A 16147-nucleotide genomic window follows, 5' to 3' on the forward strand; every position below is an offset into this window, starting at 1 on the left:
GAAAGGGGTTCAATTTGACGCGGGTGGTTCCGATGAACATTCAAGACAGCCGCAAGAGGGCACTGGATCTGGACCGGGACGCGGTCTGGTCGCAGGTACGCGACGAAGCGACCGAAGCCGTACGCGACGAGCCGCTGCTGGGTGCACTGATCCATGCCGGTTTGCTGCATCATCACAATCTAGAGGCGGCGCTGGCTTATCGGTTTTCGTTGAAGCTTGCATCTGGTGAGATGAGCGAGCAGATCCTGCGAGAGTTGGCGGATCAGGCTTATGCCTCGACACCGGACCTTGGCGATGCGGCGCGGGCGGATATCCTGGCGGTCTATGACCGCGATCCCGCGACGCATCGGCTCATACAGCCAATCCTGTTCTTCAAGGGTTTCCAAGCGTTGCAGGCTTACAGGATGGGGCATTGGCTGTGGAAGCACGATCGCCGTGACATGGCGTATTTCGTGCAGATGCGCTGCTCCGAGTGTTTCGGCGTGGATATTCACCCTGCCGCGCAGATCGGCACGGGAGTGATGATCGACCATGCCCATTCCATCGTCATCGGCGAGACGGCGACCGTTGGCAATGATGTGTCGATGCTGCACTCCGTGACGCTTGGCGGGACCGGGAAGGAAGATGGTGACCGCCATCCCAAGATCGGCGACGGCGTGATGATCGGCGCTGGCGCCAAGGTGCTGGGCAACATCCGGGTGGGGCATCATTCGCGCATCGCGGCTGGCTCGGTCGTGTTGCATGATGTGCCTTGCTGCAAGACCGTGGCGGGCGTTCCAGCGCGCGTGATCGGCGATGCAGGCTGTCCGGAGCCTTCGCACAGCATGAATCAGTTGCTGGGAACTGAGGAGTATTTCTAGACCCAGTCGGCGATACCGCTGCCCGTCAGTTCGGGTAGCGTGACCGCTTCGCGTCCCAGTCTGGCGTCTAGGTCTTCGGCGATGCGTGCCGCCAGCGAAAATCCCTCATAGATCAGTGCGGAATAGATCTGGACCGCCGTCGCGCCTGCCCGCAGCTTTTCCCAGGCCTGCCCGGCAGAGCCGACGCCGCCGACGCCGATCAGGGGAATTTCGCCATTCAACTGCCTGTAGAGCCTTGCGAGGACTGTCGTCGAACGCCGAAACAAGGGTGCGCCCGAAAGCCCGCCGGCTTCGGATCTTTGCGGGTCTGTGAGGCCTTCGCGCGACAGCGTGGTGTTGGTCGCTATGATCGCATCGACGCGCGCGTTCCGGGCGACCGCTGCGATATCGGACAGCGCGGCTTCATCCAGGTCGGGTGCGACCTTGACGAAAACCGGCCGCCTGTCGGGCAGCGCGTCGCGCGCCGTGATCACCCTCTCCAGCAACGCCGCCAGCGCATCGGCGCCCTGCAGGTCTCGTAGTTTCTCGGTGTTCGGAGAAGAGACATTCACTGTCAGGAAATCTGCCGAAGCGCCCGCAATACGGACGACTTCGGCAAAATCGGCCGCCCTGTCCACGCTGTCCTTGTTCGCGCCGATGTTCAGACCGACCGGGACGCCGTCAGGCCGCGCGGCGAGGCGCTCGGCAATCTTGGCGGCACCCTCGTTGTTGAAGCCGAAGCGGTTGATGATCGCCCGATCCCCGGCCAGGCGGAACAGGCGGGGCTTGCTGTTGCCTGGTTGTGGCCGAGGCGTGGCGGCACCCAGTTCGACAAAACCAAATCCGGCGCGCATCAGCGCGGCCAGGGCTTTCGCGTTCTTGTCATATCCGGCCGCCAGGCCGATTGGATTCGGCAGGTCCAGCCCGGCAAGCTTGGTGTGCAGCCTGTCCGAGGTGACAGGTGCACCCGGCAGCGGAACAAGCCCGGCCCCCAACGCCCTGATGGACAGGTCATGTGCATGCTCGGGATCGAGCCGATGCATCGCGGCCAGCCCCAGCCGCTCGATCACATTCATTCCAGCCGTCCCGTGACATGCCCCTCGGAGCCCATCTGTATCAGCCTTGTCCAGCGAATATCTGCGATCAGCAATGGACGGTAGAGATGCGGAAACAGATCGCCTCCACGCGACGGCTCCCATTGCAGGTCATCGCCCATCGCGGCCGCGTCGCAGGCCAGAAGGACCAACCCGTCCACGCCCGCGAAATGCCTCGACAAGGTTTCCGGCAATTGCTCGGCGGTGGAAAGATGGACGAACCCATCCGCGACATCGACCGGCGCGCCCTCGGTCTTGCCGGCGCCCTGCATCGTCGCCCATTCGTCCGCGAGAAGTATTTTGTAGATCAACATGGGCGCATTTGCCTTGTCACGCGCGCTGGCGTCAAGCACGCGATGCGGGCGATTCTGGTTCTGAGTGGGCGATCTGCTGACTGCGGCGTTTGACCGGCTGTCGCTACTGGGCCAATCTGCGCAGACAAGATCAACGGAGTTGAAAGGAATCACGGATGACCCTCCGCCTTCTGACGGCTGTTTCCGTCGCAGCCTTGTTTGCGGGATCCGCGCAGGCCGAGACCGTGCTGCATATCCTTCATACGAACGACTTTCACAGTCGAATCGAATCGATCAACAAATACGACAGTACCTGTGACGGCGAAACCGAAGAGGCGGGCGAATGCTTCGGCGGCAGCGCCCGATTCGTGACCAAGATCGCCGAACTGCGCAAGCAGCTGGAAGAAGCCGGCGAACCGGTGATCCTTCTGGATGCGGGCGATCAGTTTCAGGGCAGCCTCTTCTACACCACCTACAAGGGCAAGGCTGCAGCCGAGTTCATGAACAAGCTGGCCTATGACGCGATGGCGGTAGGCAACCACGAATTCGACGATGGCCCCGAGACGCTGGCGGCATTCATGGACATGGTCGAATTTCCTGTGATCTCGGCCAATATCGATGCGTCGCAGGACACGCACCTGCATGGAAAGCTTGTCGGCAGCACGATCATCGAACGCGGCGGCGAAAAGATCGGCATCATCGGGGGCACCACGCTCGACACGCCCGAGATCTCTTCTCCGGGTGACGACGTGATCTTCATGGACGATGTCGAAAGCATCAAGGCCGATGTCCAGGAGCTGACCGAACAGGGTGTGACCAAGATCATCGCGCTGACGCACGAGGGCTACAAGCGCGATCAGGAACTGGCGGCGGCAGTCCCGGGTCTTGACGCGATCGTGGGCGGCCACTCGCACAGTGCGTTGGGAACGATGGACAACGCCGTCGGCCCCTATCCGACGATGGTGGCGGGCGCCGACGGTGTCGAGGTTCCGGTCGTGCAGGCCTATGCCTACTCGAAATATCTTGGCCATCTCAAGCTTACATTCGACGATTACGGCAAGGTCACCAGAGTCGAGGGCGAGCCGATCCTGATGGATGCGTCGGTCACCCCGGACGAGGAAACGCTGGCCCGGATCAGGGAACTGGCCGCGCCGATCGATGAGTTGCGCAACAAGGTGGTGGCCCAGACATCCGCACCCATCGACGGTGACCGGGTGAACTGCCGCGCCAGGGAATGCGAGATGGGCAATCTGGTCGCCGACGCAATGCTCGATCGCGTGAAGGATCAGGGCATCGGGATCGCCATTGCCAATGGTGGCGGGCTGCGGGCCTCGATCGATGCAGGGCCGGTGACGATGGGTGAAGTCTATACTGTCCTGCCGTTCCAGAACACGCTTGCGACCTTCCAGTTGCTTGGATCGGATGTGATCGCCGCGCTGGAAAACGGGGCAAGCCAGATCGAGGAAGGCGGCGGTCGCTTCGCTCAGGTCGCGGGAATCCGATACACGATCGATCCAGAGGCCGAGCCCGGTAGCCGGGTCAGCGATGTCATGGTCCGGGATGGCGACGAATGGAGCGCGATCGACCCGACGGCGACGTACGGCGTCGTGTCGAACAACTTCATGCGCGGCGGCGGGGACGGCTATGATGTCTTTGCCACAAACGCCCGCAACGCTTATGATTTCGGCCCCGATCTGGCCGAGGTGCTTGCCGATTACCTGGCCGGGCAGGGGCCTGCATACGCCCCCAGCCTGGATGGTCGGATCACCATCCGGTAGTCGCGATCCCGGGGCATTCAGCCCGCCCCTGCCGCCCCTTCGCGGCGGGGGCCATGCTTGAGCGCAACCACCCTTGTCGCACCATTGCGCGGTCTTCGGCGCGGGCCAGGCATTGCAGATCCCTCGCTTGGCGATGCGACGGCGTTGGGCGCAATCCGAAAGGGGGCACTTGGCAAGGATCGTGCCGGGCTTCGTTTCGCCCGGCCATTCGCCGATCTTGCGCGCCGCGGCGATCCGGGTGTTCCCCGCATCCGTGAGCTTGTTCAGGATGATGAACTGCGCGAACTCGAACTGGTCGTTCTGCCGATCCGCCAGCCGGCGGTCATTTGCCCCGACCAGCACCTCGCCCTTCGAGCCAGCAGGTCACTCTGGAAAAATCACGCAGGAGATTTGCGGCGTCGAGGCCCATTGACGACCTGCGTTGCTTGCGCCATGCCGCGTCCATGCTGCATATCGACGACATTTCATTCGCCATCCAGGGCCGCCCGCTGTTCGAACACGCCTCGGCCTCGATCCCTCAGGGCCACAAGGTCGGACTTGTCGGTCCCAACGGCGCGGGCAAGACGACGCTGTTCCGCCTGATCCGTGGCGAGCTGGTGCTTGACGGCGGAGAGATCAGCCTGCCCTCGCGCGCCCGCATCGGCGGCATCGCGCAAGAGGCGCCCGGAACCGACCGCTCGGTGCTTGACACGGTGCTGAGCGAGGATCGTGAACGCGCGGAACTGCTTGGCGAAAGCGACAGGGCGACCGACGCCCACCGGATCGCCGAGATCCAGACCCGGCTGACCGATATCGATGCCTGGTCGGCCGAGGCGCGGGCTGCGTCGATCCTTGATGGTCTGGGGTTTTCGGCTGCCGACCAGGGGCGACCCACCAGCGACTTCTCGGGCGGGTGGCGGATGCGCGTCGCGCTGGCCGGAGTGCTGTTTTCCCAGCCTGACCTGTTGCTGCTGGACGAGCCGACCAACTATCTCGACCTGGAAGGCGCGCTCTGGCTGGAGACCTATCTGGCGCGTTATCCGCATACGGTCATCATCATCAGCCATGATCGCGACCTGCTCAATCGTGCGGTTGGCCATATCCTGCATGTCGAGGCGCGCAAGCTGACGCTGTATACGGGTGGCTATGACAGCTTTGCCCGGCTCCGGGCCGAGAAACGCGCATCGCAGGCGGCCGAAGCCAAGAAGCAGCAGGCGCGACGCGAACATCTGCAAAGCTTCGTGGACCGGTTCCGGGCCAAGGCCACCAAGGCGCGACAGGCTCAGGCCCGCGTGAAGATGCTGGAAAAGATGCAGCCGATCACCGCGCCCGAAGAGGCAAAATTTCACCGCTTCGGCTTTCCCCAGCCCGAGGAATTGTCGCCGCCGATCGTGGCGATGGAGAATGTGTCGGTCGGTTACGGTGACCGGGCGGTGCTGCGGCGTCTGAACCTGCGAATCGACCAGGATGACCGGATTGCGCTGCTGGGACGGAACGGGCAGGGCAAGTCCACGCTGTCCAAGCTGCTGGCCGAGCGGCTTGGGACGATGGAGGGCAAGTTCGTGCGTTCGGGGAAGCTGCGGGTCGGCTATTTCGCGCAGCATCAGGTCGATGAATTGTCGCTGGATGAAACCCCCGTCGAACATATCCGCCGCCTGCGCCCGGCCGAGGCGCCGGCCCGGCTGCGCGCCCGGCTGGCCGGGTTCGGGCTCATGGAGGCTCAGGCCGGGACCCGGGTCGGTCTGCTGTCCGGGGGGCAGAAGGCGCGGTTGTCGCTGCTGATCGCGACAATCGACGCACCCCATCTGCTGGTGCTGGACGAGCCCACCAACCATCTCGACATCGAAAGCCGCGAGGCGCTGTCCGAAGCCCTGAACGATTACACCGGTGCCGTCGTGCTGGTCAGTCACGACATGCACCTGCTGGGGCTGGTCGCGGACCGGCTGTGGCTGGTCAACGACGGGGCGGTGACGTCCTACGAGGGCGATCTGGACGATTATCGACGTTTCCTGCTGACGGGTGACGAGACGCAAAAGCCGAAAGCCGCGCCCGAGGCCCCGAAGCCCGCGCCGCGGCGCCCGGCCCGTGACGAATTGCAAGCCCTTCGGGCAGAAGTTCGCCGTGCCGAGGGGCGGGTCGAGAAGCTGACCGAGATGCTTGAGAAGCTGGATGTGAAACTCGCCGACCCCGCGCTTTACAACGACCCCCACGAAGCCAAGAAATGGGCCCGCAAGCGCGCCGAGGCGGTGCAGGCCATGGCGCGCGCGGAAAGCTTGTGGATGAGCGCGCTGGAGACCCTGGAAGGCGCCGCGAGGGGCTGACCTGTTGCAGGGCTGCGGCGCAAGCTGCCGAATACCGTGCCGGGTGCTGCGACGGCTTGTGTGAGCTGATGATTCGGCCCTAGAGATGGTGCGCTTGTCCGAAACCTGACACCGGATCACGTTCATGAAGATCACCCTTGCCCTTGCCCTCGTCGCAGCCGCCGCCACGCCGGCCTTGGCTCAGGATTTCGGCCGTGCCGACGGGCGGCAGTTTTCGGTCGATCTGGGGTTGGGGGTTGCCGGGCGGCCGGTCTATCCGGGTTCGGATGATGCCGAGGCCGCGCCGTGGCTGATCTGGCGCAATGCCGGTTTCGGGACCGATGCAAATTCCGGTGCCGACCAGGGATTCGCGATTTCGCCATCGTTCGGCACCATCGGTTCCCGCGAGTCGTCCGACGACGCCGCGCTGACCGGCCTGGACGAGATCGACCGTGCCTATGAGCTTGGTGCGCGCGTCAGCTATGGCATCGGGCCGGTCAATGTCTATGGGACGCTGCGGCGCGGTTTTGACGGGCATGAGGGGCTGAAGGGCGAGGTGGGGGCCAAGTACCGGACCGAACTCAGCGACCGGATCACGCTTTGGTCGGGTGTCGAGTTCGGATATGGCGATGCCGACTACAACGACACCTATTTCGGCGTCACGCCTGCCGAGGCCGCGACAAGCGGCTATGCCAGCTATGCGCCGGGCGGGGGCTTCAACGTCGCCGCGATCTCGTTCGAGGCGCGCTACGCCCTGACCGACTCGACGGCGCTTCTGGGAGAGGTCCAGTACGGAAAGCTGATCGGTGATGCCGCGGATTCGCCGGTCGTGCAGGATGAATATCAGCCTTCGCTGCGCCTTGGCATCGTCCGCCGCTTCTCGTTCGGCTTCTGATGCCCGCGCCGCCCGGCGCAAGACCTGTCGCGCAGGGGCGAATTGTTTTAAGCCTGAAATAATTTCTTGACTCGGCCCCTTCTGTTGGTGCGTTCTAGAGTGAACGCACAAGACATGCTGCGGCAAACGCAGCTCTTGCAACAGGAAGGTAGCCATGACCCATTCCCGGAAGTTTCTTGCCCTGCTGGCCGCGACCACCTGCCTCGCAGGTCCGGCGGTCGCCCAAAGCGAAGACAGCCTGAAGATCGGCCTGATCTTTACCCTGTCCGGTCCTGCGGCGGTGCTGGGTGAGATGGGCCGCGACGGCTTCTTGCTGGCCGCCGAGCAGATCGGAGAGATCGGTGGCATGAAGACCGAGATCGTGGTCGTCGATGACGAGCAGAAGCCGGACATCGCCGCCAACAAGGCTCGCGAACTGGTCGAACGCGACGGTGTCGATATCGTCGTGGGCCCGATCTTCTCGAACATCCTCGGCGCGATCATGAAGCCGGTGACCGATTCCGGCGCGATCCTGATCAGCCCGAACGCCGGCACGTCGAACTATGCCGGCGCCGAGTGCAATCGGAACTTCTTCGTCACCTCCTACCAGAATGACCAGATGCACGAGGTGATGGGCGCCTACGCGCAGGAACAGGGCTACAGCAACGTCTTCCTGCTGGCGCCGAACTATCAGGCCGGCAAGGACAGCCTCGCGGGCTTCAGGAACAGCTACAAGGGCGATGTCGCAGGCGAGATCTTCACCCAGCTTGGTCAGCTGGATTATTCGGCCGAACTGGCGCAGATCGCGGCGATGCAGCCGGACGCGGTCTTCGCCTTCATGCCCGGCGGCATGGGCGTGAACCTGGTCAAGCAGTACCGCCAGGCAGGGCTTGAGACGATCCCCTTCCTGTCGGCCTTCACGGTTGACGAATCGACGTTGCCCGCACAGCAGGACGCGGCGCTTGGCTTCCTTGCGGGATCGAACTGGGCGCCAGACCTGGACACACCCGAGAACAAGGCCTTCGTGGAAGCCTACGAGGCGACCTACGGCAAGGTCCCGGCGACCTATGCCATGCAGGCCTTCGATGCGGCGCATCTGATCGACGGCGCGCTTCGCGAGGCCGGCGGCACCGGCGACAAGGACGCGCTGATCGCGGCGCTGGAAAGCGCGCCCTTCACCTCGGTCCGCGGAGATTTCAGCTTCGGGACGAACCATTATCCGATCCAGGATTTCTACCTGACCCAGGTCGTGCAGCGCGAGGACGGCAAATTCGCCACCTCGATCGTCAAGAAGATCTTTGACGACTACGCTGACAATTACGTCGCCGATTGCACGATGAACTGAAGCGATGGGGGGCGCCGAGGCGGCGCCCCCTTCTCGTCAGGACCCAAGCATGACAAGCCTGTTTCTGATTCAGTTTCTGAACGGGGTGCAGTTCGGCATCCTGCTGTTCCTGATCGCCGCCGGCCTGACGCTGGTTTTCGGGATCATGGATTTCGTCAATCTCGCCCATGGCGTGATCTACATGGTGGGCGCCTATCTGGCGGTCACATTCAGCCAGCTCACCGGCAGTTACGGGCTTGGTCTGCTGCTGACCTTGCCCGCGACGCTGCTGGTCGGACTGGTGCTGGAACTGCTGGTGTTTCGCAAGCTCTACGACCGGCCGCATCTGGACCAGGTACTGGCGACCTTCGGGCTGGTGATGATCATCAGCGAAGGCGTCGAAGTGATCTGGGGCTCGGCTCCGCTGTCGGTGCGGATGCCCGAGTTGCTTTCGGGATCGGTCCCGCTGATCGGGCCGCTGCGTTACCCGGTCTTCCGTCTGGTGGTGATCGGGGCGGGGCTGGCGACGGCGGTCGCGCTGTGGCTGATCATCACGCGCACGCGGATCGGAATGCGGCTCAGGGCCGGTGCCACCAACCGCGCGATGGTGTCGGCGCTTGGTGTGGATATCCGGTCGCTGTTCACGATCATCTTCGCCTTCGGCGCCATGCTGGCGGGGTTTGCCGGGGCGATGGTCGCGCCGATCCTGACGGTGGATCCCGGGATGGGTGAAAGCGTGTTGATCCTGGCTTTCGTGGTGATCGTGATCGGGGGGATCGGGTCGGTCAAGGGGGCCTTCGCGGGCGCGTTGCTGGTCGGGCTGGTGGATACGATGGGGCGCAGCTTCGGCCCGATCATCCTGCGCAGCTTTCTGGACCCTTCGGCGGCGGGGCAGACCGGTCGCGTGCTGGCACCGATGCTGGTCTATATCCTGATGGCGGTCATCCTGTCCGTCCGTCCCGCCGGCCTGTTCGGGGCCAGATCATGAGGCTGATCCCGAATCGCGCCTGGGCCGCGACCCTGCTTTTCACGGCTTTTGCGCTGCTGCCGCTGATCGCGGTCTGGCTGGACGACATCTATCTCATCGTCATCGCGACCCGCATCCTCGCCTATGCCATCGCCGCCCTGGCGCTGGATCTGATCCTTGGCTATGGCGGCATGGTCAGCTTTGGGCATGCGGCCTATCTGGGCATCGGAGCCTATTCGGTCGCAATCCTCAGCCGGGCGGGGATCACAGATCTGGGCCTTCACCTGCTGGCCGCGATCTGTGCCGCCGCCGTCTTCGCACTGGTGACGGGCGCGATCTCGCTGCGGACCCGGGGCATCTATTTCATCATGATCACCCTTGCTTTCGCGCAGATGGCCTATTTCTTCTTCGTCTCGTTGTCGGCCTATGGCGGCGATGACGGGGTGACGCTGGCGGCGCGCTCGACGGTCTTCGGCCAGCCGCTGCTGGAAAGCGACACGGCGCTGTACTACACCGGCCTGGCGCTGCTGGTGGGGCTTTACCTGCTGGCGGTCGCGATCACCCGGTCGCGTTTCGGCCGGGTGCTGACCGGCACGCGCGAGAACCCGGTGCGGATGCAGGCAATCGGCTTTTCGCCGTTCCGCTATCAGCTGACGGCCTTCGTCATTTCGGGCTGCATGGCGTCGGTCGCCGGGGTCATGCTGGCCAACCAGACCAGTTTCGTGTCGCCCGCGTTCATGGACTGGCACCGCTCGGGCGAACTGGTGGTGATGGTGGTGTTCGGCGGCATCGGCAACCTGCTTGGCGCGATCGCGGGTGCGACGATCGCGCTGCTGCTGGAAGAGTGGCTGGCGATCCTGACCGAGCACTGGCAGATCCTGTTCGGTCTGATCCTTGTTCTGGTCGTGCTGTATTCCCGCGATGGTCTCACAGGCTTCTTCCGGAGGCGGCTATGAGCCTGCTCGAGGTCCGCAATCTGCGCAAATCCTACGGCGCGCTGAAGGTCACCGACGATCTCGACCTGACCGTCGATGAGGGGGAACTGCACGCCATCATCGGGCCGAACGGCGCGGGCAAGACGACGCTGATTTCGCAACTGGCCGGCCAGGCCGGTTCGGATGGCGGGTCGGTGCGCTTCGCCGGGACCGAGATGATGGGGATGCCGATGCACAGGCGGGTTCGTGCGGGCATGTCGCGCAGCTTCCAGATCACCTCGATCCTGCCGGGGTTTTCCGTGCTCGAGAATGTCGCCGCCGCCGTGCAGGCACGGTCGGGTTCCAGCTTTCGCTTCTTCGCGCCGGTCAGCAAGGAACAGGCGCTGAACGATGCCGCGCTGGCGGTGCTGGCGCGGGTGGGCATCGCCGACCGCGCCTTTTTCCGCGCCGGAAGCCTGTCACATGGCGAGAAGCGGCAACTGGAACTGGCCATCGCCCTGGCAACCCGGCCTCGCCTGCTGTTGCTGGACGAACCTCTGGCCGGAACCAGCGGACAAGAGGCCGACCGGCTGGTCGAGGTCATGCGCGGCCTCAAGCGCGACGTGACGCTGGTGTTGATCGAGCACGACATGGACGCCGTCTTTGCGTTGGCCGACCGGATCAGCGTGCTGGTCTATGGCAGGATCATCGCCACCGGCCGGCCCGAACAGATCCGCGACGACGCGCGGGTCCGCACCGCCTATCTGGGCGAAGAGGCGGGGGAGGGGTCCTGATGCTGAAGGTCGAGGCCCTGCAAGCCGCTTATGGCGAAAGCCAGGTCCTGCACGATATCAGCTTCGATGTCGCCGAGGGCGAGGTCGTCACGCTGCTGGGCCGCAACGGCATGGGCAAGACGACCACGATCAGCACCGTCTTTGGCCTGCTGCCGGCGAAGGCAGGCAGGGTGCTGATCGGCGGCCAGGACATGACCAACGCGGCCCCTCATCGCATCGCCCGTGCCGGGCTTGGCCTCGTGCCCGAAGGCCGGCAGATCTTTCCCACCCTCGACGTGCGCGAAAACCTGATCGCGATGGCGCGGCCCGGCCAGTGGACGCTGGATCGCGTGCTGTCGCTGTTTCCGCGCCTTGGTGAGCGGATGGGCCACAAGGGCAACCAGCTGTCCGGCGGCGAACAGCAGATGCTGGCCATCGGACGCGCCTTGATGACCAACCCGCGCCTTGTGGTGCTGGACGAGGCGACCGAGGGTCTGGCGCCGTTGATCCGGGACGAGATCTGGGCCTGCCTGTCCCAGCTCAAGGCGGCCGGGGAATCCATCCTCATCATCGACAAGAACGTCGATGCGCTGACCCGATTTGCCGATCGCCATGTGGTGATCGAGAAGGGTCGCAGCGTCTGGTCGGGCGACAGCGACGCACTGCGCTCCACACCCGAGATCAAGGAACGCTTCCTGCATGTGTAAAGGGGGAACAGACATGACCATGACCGCCGGGATCACCCGCGCCACCGAAGGCATCGAAGGCATCAGCTGGAACATCCTGGGCCAGATCTATGTCCCCAAGCAGCTGTCGGACGCCTCGATGTCCTGGCACGCAACGCTTCCGAAAGGCACTTTCGTGCCGCCTCATATCCATCCCACGCAGGATGAGTTCCTGTATATCCTCGATGGTTGCTTCGATCTGTGGCTGGATGGTGCGCAGCAGCGCGCGGTGCCGGGCGATCTGGTCCGTCTGCCGATGGGCGTCCCGCATGGCATCTTCAACAAGTCCGACACCGACATCAAATGCCTGTTCTGGGTATCGCCCACGCGCAGGCTGCATGATCTGTTCTGGGCGCTGCACAATCTTGGTCCCAACCCCAACCCCGCGGAAGTCGTGGCCATTTCGGCCGCCCACGAGGTGGACTTCCTGCCGCCCGAGGACGAAGCCTGATGCGGGTCCTCATCGCCGGCGCGGGGATCGGTGGCCTGACCACGGCGCTGATGCTGCACGCCCGCGGCATTCCCTGCCGGATCTGGGAGGCCGCCCGCGAGGTCCGCGAGGTTGGCGTCGGCATCAATGTCCTGCCGCACGCGATCCGCGAACTGGACGGGCTGGGCCTGCTGGAGCCGCTGGATCGGGTGGCCGTCCGCACCGCCCATCTGTTCTACTACACCCGCAACGGCCAGCAGGTCTGGGACGAACCACGCGGCACGCTGGCCGGTCACGATGTGCCGCAACTGTCGATCCATCGCGGAACGCTGCAGAAAGTCCTGCATGACGCGGTGATCGACCGGTTGGGGCGGGATGCGGTGCAATGCGGGCGCCGGCTTGCGGGTTTCGTCCAGGACGAGGGCGGCGTGACCGCGCAATTCGTGGACAGCGTCGAAGGCGGCGCCTCGCAGGTGGTGCGCGGCGATGTGCTGATCTGCGCCGATGGCATCCACTCGGCAGGGCGCCGGCATTTCTATCCCGGCGAGGGCGCGCCATCGTGGAACGGCGTCTCGATGTGGCGCGGCGCCGCGATGTTCGTGCCCTGGCGCGACGGGACCGTCATGGCGATCGGAGGCGGTTTCGGGGCCAAGCTGGTCCTTTATCCGATCGCGCCGCCACAGGATGATGGCCGACAGCTGATGAACTGGGTGGTGAATGTCCGGACCAGGGATCCCTCGGTCAGCCCGCCGCCGCCGGACAGCTGGTCGCGCCGGGTTCCGCTGTCGACGGTGCTGCCTTACGCCCGACGCTTTCACATTCCCGATTACGATATCGAGGCGCTGGTCCGCGCCACCTCCGAGATCTTCGAATACCCGATGGCCGACCGCGATCCGCTGCCGCGCTGGACGTTCGGGCGCGTGACCTTGCTGGGCGATGCGGCGCATCCGATGTATCCGGTCGGTTCGAATGGCGCCAGCCAGGCGGTCCTGGACGCACGCTGTGTGGCCGACGCGCTGAAGCAGCAGCCCCACCCGCGCGCGGCCCTGTGGAGCTACGAGGCCGAGCGCCGCCCCCGCACGGCCGAGATCGTGGCCCAGAACCGAAAGGGCGGTCCCGAGGGCGTGATCGACGCCGTGGAACGGCTTGCTCCGGCCGGCTTCGCCGATATCGACGATGTGCTGCCCCGCAATGATCGCGAGGCGCTGGTCAAGGGATATGCGGTCATGGCCGGTTTCTCGCTGGTCCGTCGCGGTTGATTTCGTCATTGCACAGCGCGCCTCCCGCAGTTATTGAAGCCACGCTGCACCCGTAGCTCAGCTGGATAGAGCGCTGCCCTCCGAAGGCAGAGGTCAAGGCTGGTGAAGCTTGGTTGTGTTGGAAGAAAGAAGTGACTAAACAACGGTTTGAGCGAATGTCGGGTTTGCTCTTCATGCCGACGAAATTCTCGCGTAAGCATGGCGTAAGCATCTCGCGAACGGTATGCACCCGTAGCTCAGCTGGATAGAGCGCTGCCCTCCGAAGGCAGAGGCCAGAGGTTCGAATCCTCTCGGGTGCGCCAAAAAACACTATAAATCAATAACTTAAACTTCCGTGCATTTGTGGACCTAGTGCTTACGTGGGAAATTCGCGTAAGCAGTGCAATCGCGGTAGTGAGCTGAAGCTGTATCGATAGCCCATCGAATCTTTAGCGCGGTCTTCTGGTCGAAGGCGCATGACTTCAGCGTTCCTGCTTGCATCGCCTTCTTTCATCTCGCCAAGCATCGCATCGAGAAAGGCGGAGCTGCTAGTTCCGGCAAGCACTGCAGGGGATATGGCGGCGGACCACATTTTGGTGTGCACTGAGTGTGCAACGGTAATCCTCCCCATGGTTAAGGGGATGCGCACGTAGAATTTTCTCGGCAAGATCGACGAGGAGATTCCGATGAAGAAGAGCCGTTTCACCGAGGCCCAGATCATGAGCGTGCTGCGTCAGGCTGAGGGCGGGATGCCCGTGCCGGAGCTGTGCCGTGAGCACGGGATCAGCAGCGCGACGTTCTACAAGTGGCGGGCCAAGTATGGCGGCATGGACGCGTCCATGATGAGCCAGATGAAGGCCTTGGAGGACGAGAACCGGCGCCTGAAGCGCATGTTCGCGGACCTGAGCATGCAGGCCGATCTGCTCCGAGAGGCGCTCGGAAAAAAGTGACGCGGCCAGCTCAGCGCCGAGAGTTGGCCGAGAAGGCGATGGCGACGAAAGGGGTCAGCATCGCGCTGGCGTGCCGAGCGTTCGGGGTCAGCGAGACCTGTTTCCGCTACAGCCCGAAGCGGGACGACGAGAACGAGATGATCGCCGACCTGCTGGTCGGGCTAACCAACGTCCACAAGACCAAGACCTGGGGCTTCGGCCTGTGCTTTCTGCACCTGCGGAACGTGAAGGGGCATGCCTGGAACCACAAGCGGGTTCACCGGATCTACTGCGAGCTGGAGCTGAACCTGCGGATCAAGCCGCGGCGCAGGCTGAAGCGGGAGAAGCCCGAGGAACTGGCCGTGCCGGAGGCGCCGAACCTGGTCTGGTCGATGGACTTCATGGCCGATCGCCTGGTCGACGGGCGCCCGTTCCGGCTCTTGAACGTGCTGGACGATTTCAACCGCGAAGGTCTGGGGATCGAGGTCGACTTCTCGCTGCCCGCCGAACGGGTCGTCCGGTCCCTGAACCAGATCATCGAATGGCGCGGCAAGCCCTTGGCGATCAGGGTCGACAACGGCCCCGAGTATGTCAGTTCCACGCTCATGACCTGGGCCGAGAAGCAGGGCATCGCCCTGACCTACATCCAGCCCGGCAAGCCGCAGCAGAACGCCTATGTCGAGCGCTACAACCGGACGGTCCGACACGAATGGCTGGACCTCTACATCTTCGAAACCATCGATGAGGTGCAGCGGATCGCCACCGAATGGCTATGGACCTACAACAACGAACGCCCCAACCTGGGCATCGGCGGGGTCACACCCGCCATGAAGCTGAAAATGGCCGCATGAGTTCTACGGTCGCGCCCCGTTAAATTGGGGAGGATTACCGTTTTTCTGCGCCTTGACGTAGGGCCGCACATATTCAGGCGACATCAACCGGACCTCGTGCCCCAGTCCCGCCAGCGATCGGCCCATATGATGGGCGCCGCAGCACGCTTCCATTGCCATCGTGCATGGCTTCAACTTTGCGGCAAACGCGATCACGCCATCGCGTCGCATTCGCCGACGCACGATAACCGCACCGTTCGCGTCAAGGCCGACGATGCTGCAGCTGTTTTTGCCTAGATCAATTCCCAAGATCACAATGCTCATGGTTCGTTCCTTCCTCCTTTGAATACCGACACCTTACACGAGCGGCGGCGGGAGGGGCGGGCCATCCATAAAGGGGGGCTTGGGCGCCTGATCGGACGGACCAAAGGCGGCATGAATACCAAGCTTCACGCCGTGATGGACAGCGTTAGGCGACCGATCCGCCTCTTCATCATCGCCCCGGACAGGTGATCGACTACATCGGTGCGCGGGCCCTATGCGCCCCCCTGCCTTCGGTCGACAGGTTGATCGCCGACCGAGGCTATGACGCCAATTGGTTCCGGGAAGCCCTACATGGTAAGGGGATACGGGCCTGCATTTTCGGCAGAACGTCCCGCGTCAGGGCCATCTGCTAGGAAAGCGCGGATACAAGAGGCGCAACCGCATCGAGATCATGTTCGGTCGTCTGGAAGACTGGCGCAGGGTCGCAACTCGCTACGACCGATGCCCCGAGATCCTCCTATCCGTCATCGCGTTCACCGCAGCCGCCATCTTTTGGCTTTGAAAATTAGCGAGTCTGGAGCCTAGCCGCCGGCTGC

15 protein-coding genes, 1 tRNA gene and 2 pseudogenes are annotated in these 16147 nt (G+C 63.8%); 15 read left to right on the top strand and 3 right to left on the bottom strand.

Annotated elements, in window-relative coordinates; genetic code table 11:
* Positions 1-32 precede the first annotated feature (32 nt).
* Positions 33-860, top strand: a complete 828-nt coding sequence (gene cysE / locus L1965_RS14095; protein ID WP_235757083.1) for a serine O-acetyltransferase — start codon at positions 33-35, stop codon at positions 858-860.
* Here cysE and L1965_RS14100 read toward each other — a convergent pair.
* Positions 857-1915 (bottom strand): quinone-dependent dihydroorotate dehydrogenase, encoded by a 1059-nt coding sequence (locus L1965_RS14100; RefSeq protein WP_235757084.1) that lies wholly within the window; start codon positions 1913-1915, stop codon positions 857-859. The two genes, cysE and L1965_RS14100, sit on opposite strands and share 4 nt — an antisense overlap.
* Positions 1912-2247 (bottom strand): DUF952 domain-containing protein, encoded by a 336-nt coding sequence (locus L1965_RS14105; RefSeq protein WP_235757085.1) that lies wholly within the window; start codon positions 2245-2247, stop codon positions 1912-1914. The genes L1965_RS14100 and L1965_RS14105 overlap by 4 nt, the downstream gene beginning before the upstream one ends.
* 155 nt (positions 2248-2402) lie before the next feature.
* Between L1965_RS14105 and L1965_RS14110 the strand changes: the two genes are divergently transcribed.
* The 13 genes from L1965_RS14110 to L1965_RS14170 all read left to right on the top strand — a co-directional run bounded on the left by L1965_RS14110 (position 2403) and on the right by L1965_RS14170 (position 15308).
* Complete coding sequence (locus L1965_RS14110) at positions 2403-4004, top strand: bifunctional metallophosphatase/5'-nucleotidase (RefSeq protein WP_235757086.1); 1602 nt, start codon at positions 2403-2405, stop codon at positions 4002-4004.
* Between the two features lie 169 nt (positions 4005-4173).
* A complete protein-coding gene (locus L1965_RS14115) occupies positions 4174-4416 on the top strand; it encodes a hypothetical protein (protein WP_235757087.1) in 243 nt (80 codons plus the stop codon).
* A gap of 31 nt (positions 4417-4447) precedes the next feature.
* Entirely contained in the window at positions 4448-6304 is a 1857-nt protein-coding gene (locus L1965_RS14120) for an ABC-F family ATP-binding cassette domain-containing protein (RefSeq protein ID WP_235757088.1), read from the top strand.
* Between the two features lie 124 nt (positions 6305-6428).
* Positions 6429-7178 carry a MipA/OmpV family protein gene (locus tag L1965_RS14125; protein ID WP_235757089.1) on the top strand — a complete coding sequence of 250 codons (750 nt, stop codon included), beginning with the start codon at positions 6429-6431 and terminating at the stop codon, positions 7176-7178.
* Positions 7179-7332: 154 nt separating this feature from the next.
* A complete protein-coding gene (locus L1965_RS14130; RefSeq protein ID WP_235757090.1) occupies positions 7333-8502 on the top strand; it encodes an ABC transporter substrate-binding protein in 1170 nt (389 codons plus the stop codon).
* Between the two features lie 49 nt (positions 8503-8551).
* Positions 8552-9469: a branched-chain amino acid ABC transporter permease gene (locus tag L1965_RS14135; RefSeq protein ID WP_235757091.1), complete on the top strand. Its 918-nt coding sequence runs from the start codon at positions 8552-8554 to the stop codon at positions 9467-9469.
* Positions 9466-10404, top strand: coding sequence for a branched-chain amino acid ABC transporter permease (locus tag L1965_RS14140; RefSeq protein ID WP_235757092.1), 939 nt, complete (start codon positions 9466-9468; stop codon positions 10402-10404). The genes L1965_RS14135 and L1965_RS14140 overlap by 4 nt, the downstream gene beginning before the upstream one ends.
* On the top strand, positions 10401-11156 hold the full coding sequence (locus L1965_RS14145; RefSeq protein WP_235757093.1) for an ABC transporter ATP-binding protein: 756 nt from the start codon (positions 10401-10403) through the stop codon (positions 11154-11156). Before L1965_RS14140 ends, L1965_RS14145 begins: the two co-directional genes overlap by 4 nt.
* Positions 11156-11842: an ABC transporter ATP-binding protein gene (locus tag L1965_RS14150; RefSeq protein WP_235757094.1), complete on the top strand. Its 687-nt coding sequence runs from the start codon at positions 11156-11158 to the stop codon at positions 11840-11842. Before L1965_RS14145 ends, L1965_RS14150 begins: the two co-directional genes overlap by 1 nt.
* Before the next feature lie 13 nt (positions 11843-11855).
* The gene (locus L1965_RS14155; RefSeq protein ID WP_235757095.1) at positions 11856-12311 is read left to right on the top strand and encodes a cupin domain-containing protein; all 456 of its coding nucleotides are present in this window, start codon (positions 11856-11858) and stop codon (positions 12309-12311) included.
* Positions 12311-13549 carry a flavin-dependent oxidoreductase gene (locus L1965_RS14160; protein WP_235757096.1) on the top strand — a complete coding sequence of 413 codons (1239 nt, stop codon included), beginning with the start codon at positions 12311-12313 and terminating at the stop codon, positions 13547-13549. Before L1965_RS14155 ends, L1965_RS14160 begins: the two co-directional genes overlap by 1 nt.
* A gap of 225 nt (positions 13550-13774) precedes the next feature.
* Positions 13775-13851 (top strand) — tRNA-Arg (locus tag L1965_RS14165).
* A gap of 363 nt (positions 13852-14214) precedes the next feature.
* Positions 14215-15308 (top strand): IS3 family transposase gene (locus L1965_RS14170; protein ID WP_235757097.1). Its coding sequence is split into 2 segments (ribosomal slippage): positions 14215-14476 and positions 14476-15308, totalling 1095 coding nucleotides; the frame shifts between segments, so codons are not numbered across the junction.
* A gap of 39 nt (positions 15309-15347) precedes the next feature.
* On the opposite strand, the pseudogene L1965_RS14175 reads toward L1965_RS14170, so the two are convergent.
* Positions 15348-15611: pseudogene (locus L1965_RS14175) on the bottom strand (IS110-like element ISMmg1 family transposase); the annotation flags it as partial.
* A gap of 63 nt (positions 15612-15674) precedes the next feature.
* On the opposite strand from L1965_RS14175, the pseudogene L1965_RS14180 reads away from it, so the two are divergent.
* Positions 15675-16113, top strand: a pseudogene (locus L1965_RS14180) (IS5 family transposase); the annotation flags it as partial.
* Positions 16114-16147 lie beyond the last annotated feature (34 nt).

The sequence above is a fragment of the Paracoccus salsus genome (genome assembly GCF_021556615.1).
Classification (GTDB): Bacteria; Pseudomonadota; Alphaproteobacteria; order Rhodobacterales; family Rhodobacteraceae; genus Paracoccus; species Paracoccus salsus.

Excerpts from the sequence above, each read along its gene's own strand:
- L1965_RS14155 (WP_235757095.1), top strand. The coding sequence starts at position 11,856 with ATGACCATGACCGCCGGGATCACCCGCGCCACCGAAGGCATCGAAGGC.
- cysE (WP_235757083.1), top strand. The coding sequence starts at position 33 with ATGAACATTCAAGACAGCCGCAAGAGGGCACTGGATCTGGACCGGGAC.
- L1965_RS14145 (WP_235757093.1), top strand. The coding sequence starts at position 10,401 with ATGAGCCTGCTCGAGGTCCGCAATCTGCGCAAATCCTACGGCGCGCTG.
- L1965_RS14120 (WP_235757088.1), top strand. The coding sequence starts at position 4,448 with ATGCTGCATATCGACGACATTTCATTCGCCATCCAGGGCCGCCCGCTG.
- L1965_RS14100 (WP_235757084.1), bottom strand. The coding sequence starts at position 1,915 with ATGAATGTGATCGAGCGGCTGGGGCTGGCCGCGATGCATCGGCTCGAT.
- L1965_RS14160 (WP_235757096.1), top strand. The coding sequence starts at position 12,311 with ATGCGGGTCCTCATCGCCGGCGCGGGGATCGGTGGCCTGACCACGGCG.
- L1965_RS14110 (WP_235757086.1), top strand. The coding sequence starts at position 2,403 with ATGACCCTCCGCCTTCTGACGGCTGTTTCCGTCGCAGCCTTGTTTGCG.
- L1965_RS14140 (WP_235757092.1), top strand. The coding sequence starts at position 9,466 with ATGAGGCTGATCCCGAATCGCGCCTGGGCCGCGACCCTGCTTTTCACG.
- L1965_RS14150 (WP_235757094.1), top strand. The coding sequence starts at position 11,156 with ATGCTGAAGGTCGAGGCCCTGCAAGCCGCTTATGGCGAAAGCCAGGTC.
- L1965_RS14130 (WP_235757090.1), top strand. The coding sequence starts at position 7,333 with ATGACCCATTCCCGGAAGTTTCTTGCCCTGCTGGCCGCGACCACCTGC.
- L1965_RS14135 (WP_235757091.1), top strand. The coding sequence starts at position 8,552 with ATGACAAGCCTGTTTCTGATTCAGTTTCTGAACGGGGTGCAGTTCGGC.
- L1965_RS14105 (WP_235757085.1), bottom strand. The coding sequence starts at position 2,247 with ATGTTGATCTACAAAATACTTCTCGCGGACGAATGGGCGACGATGCAG.
- L1965_RS14125 (WP_235757089.1), top strand. The coding sequence starts at position 6,429 with ATGAAGATCACCCTTGCCCTTGCCCTCGTCGCAGCCGCCGCCACGCCG.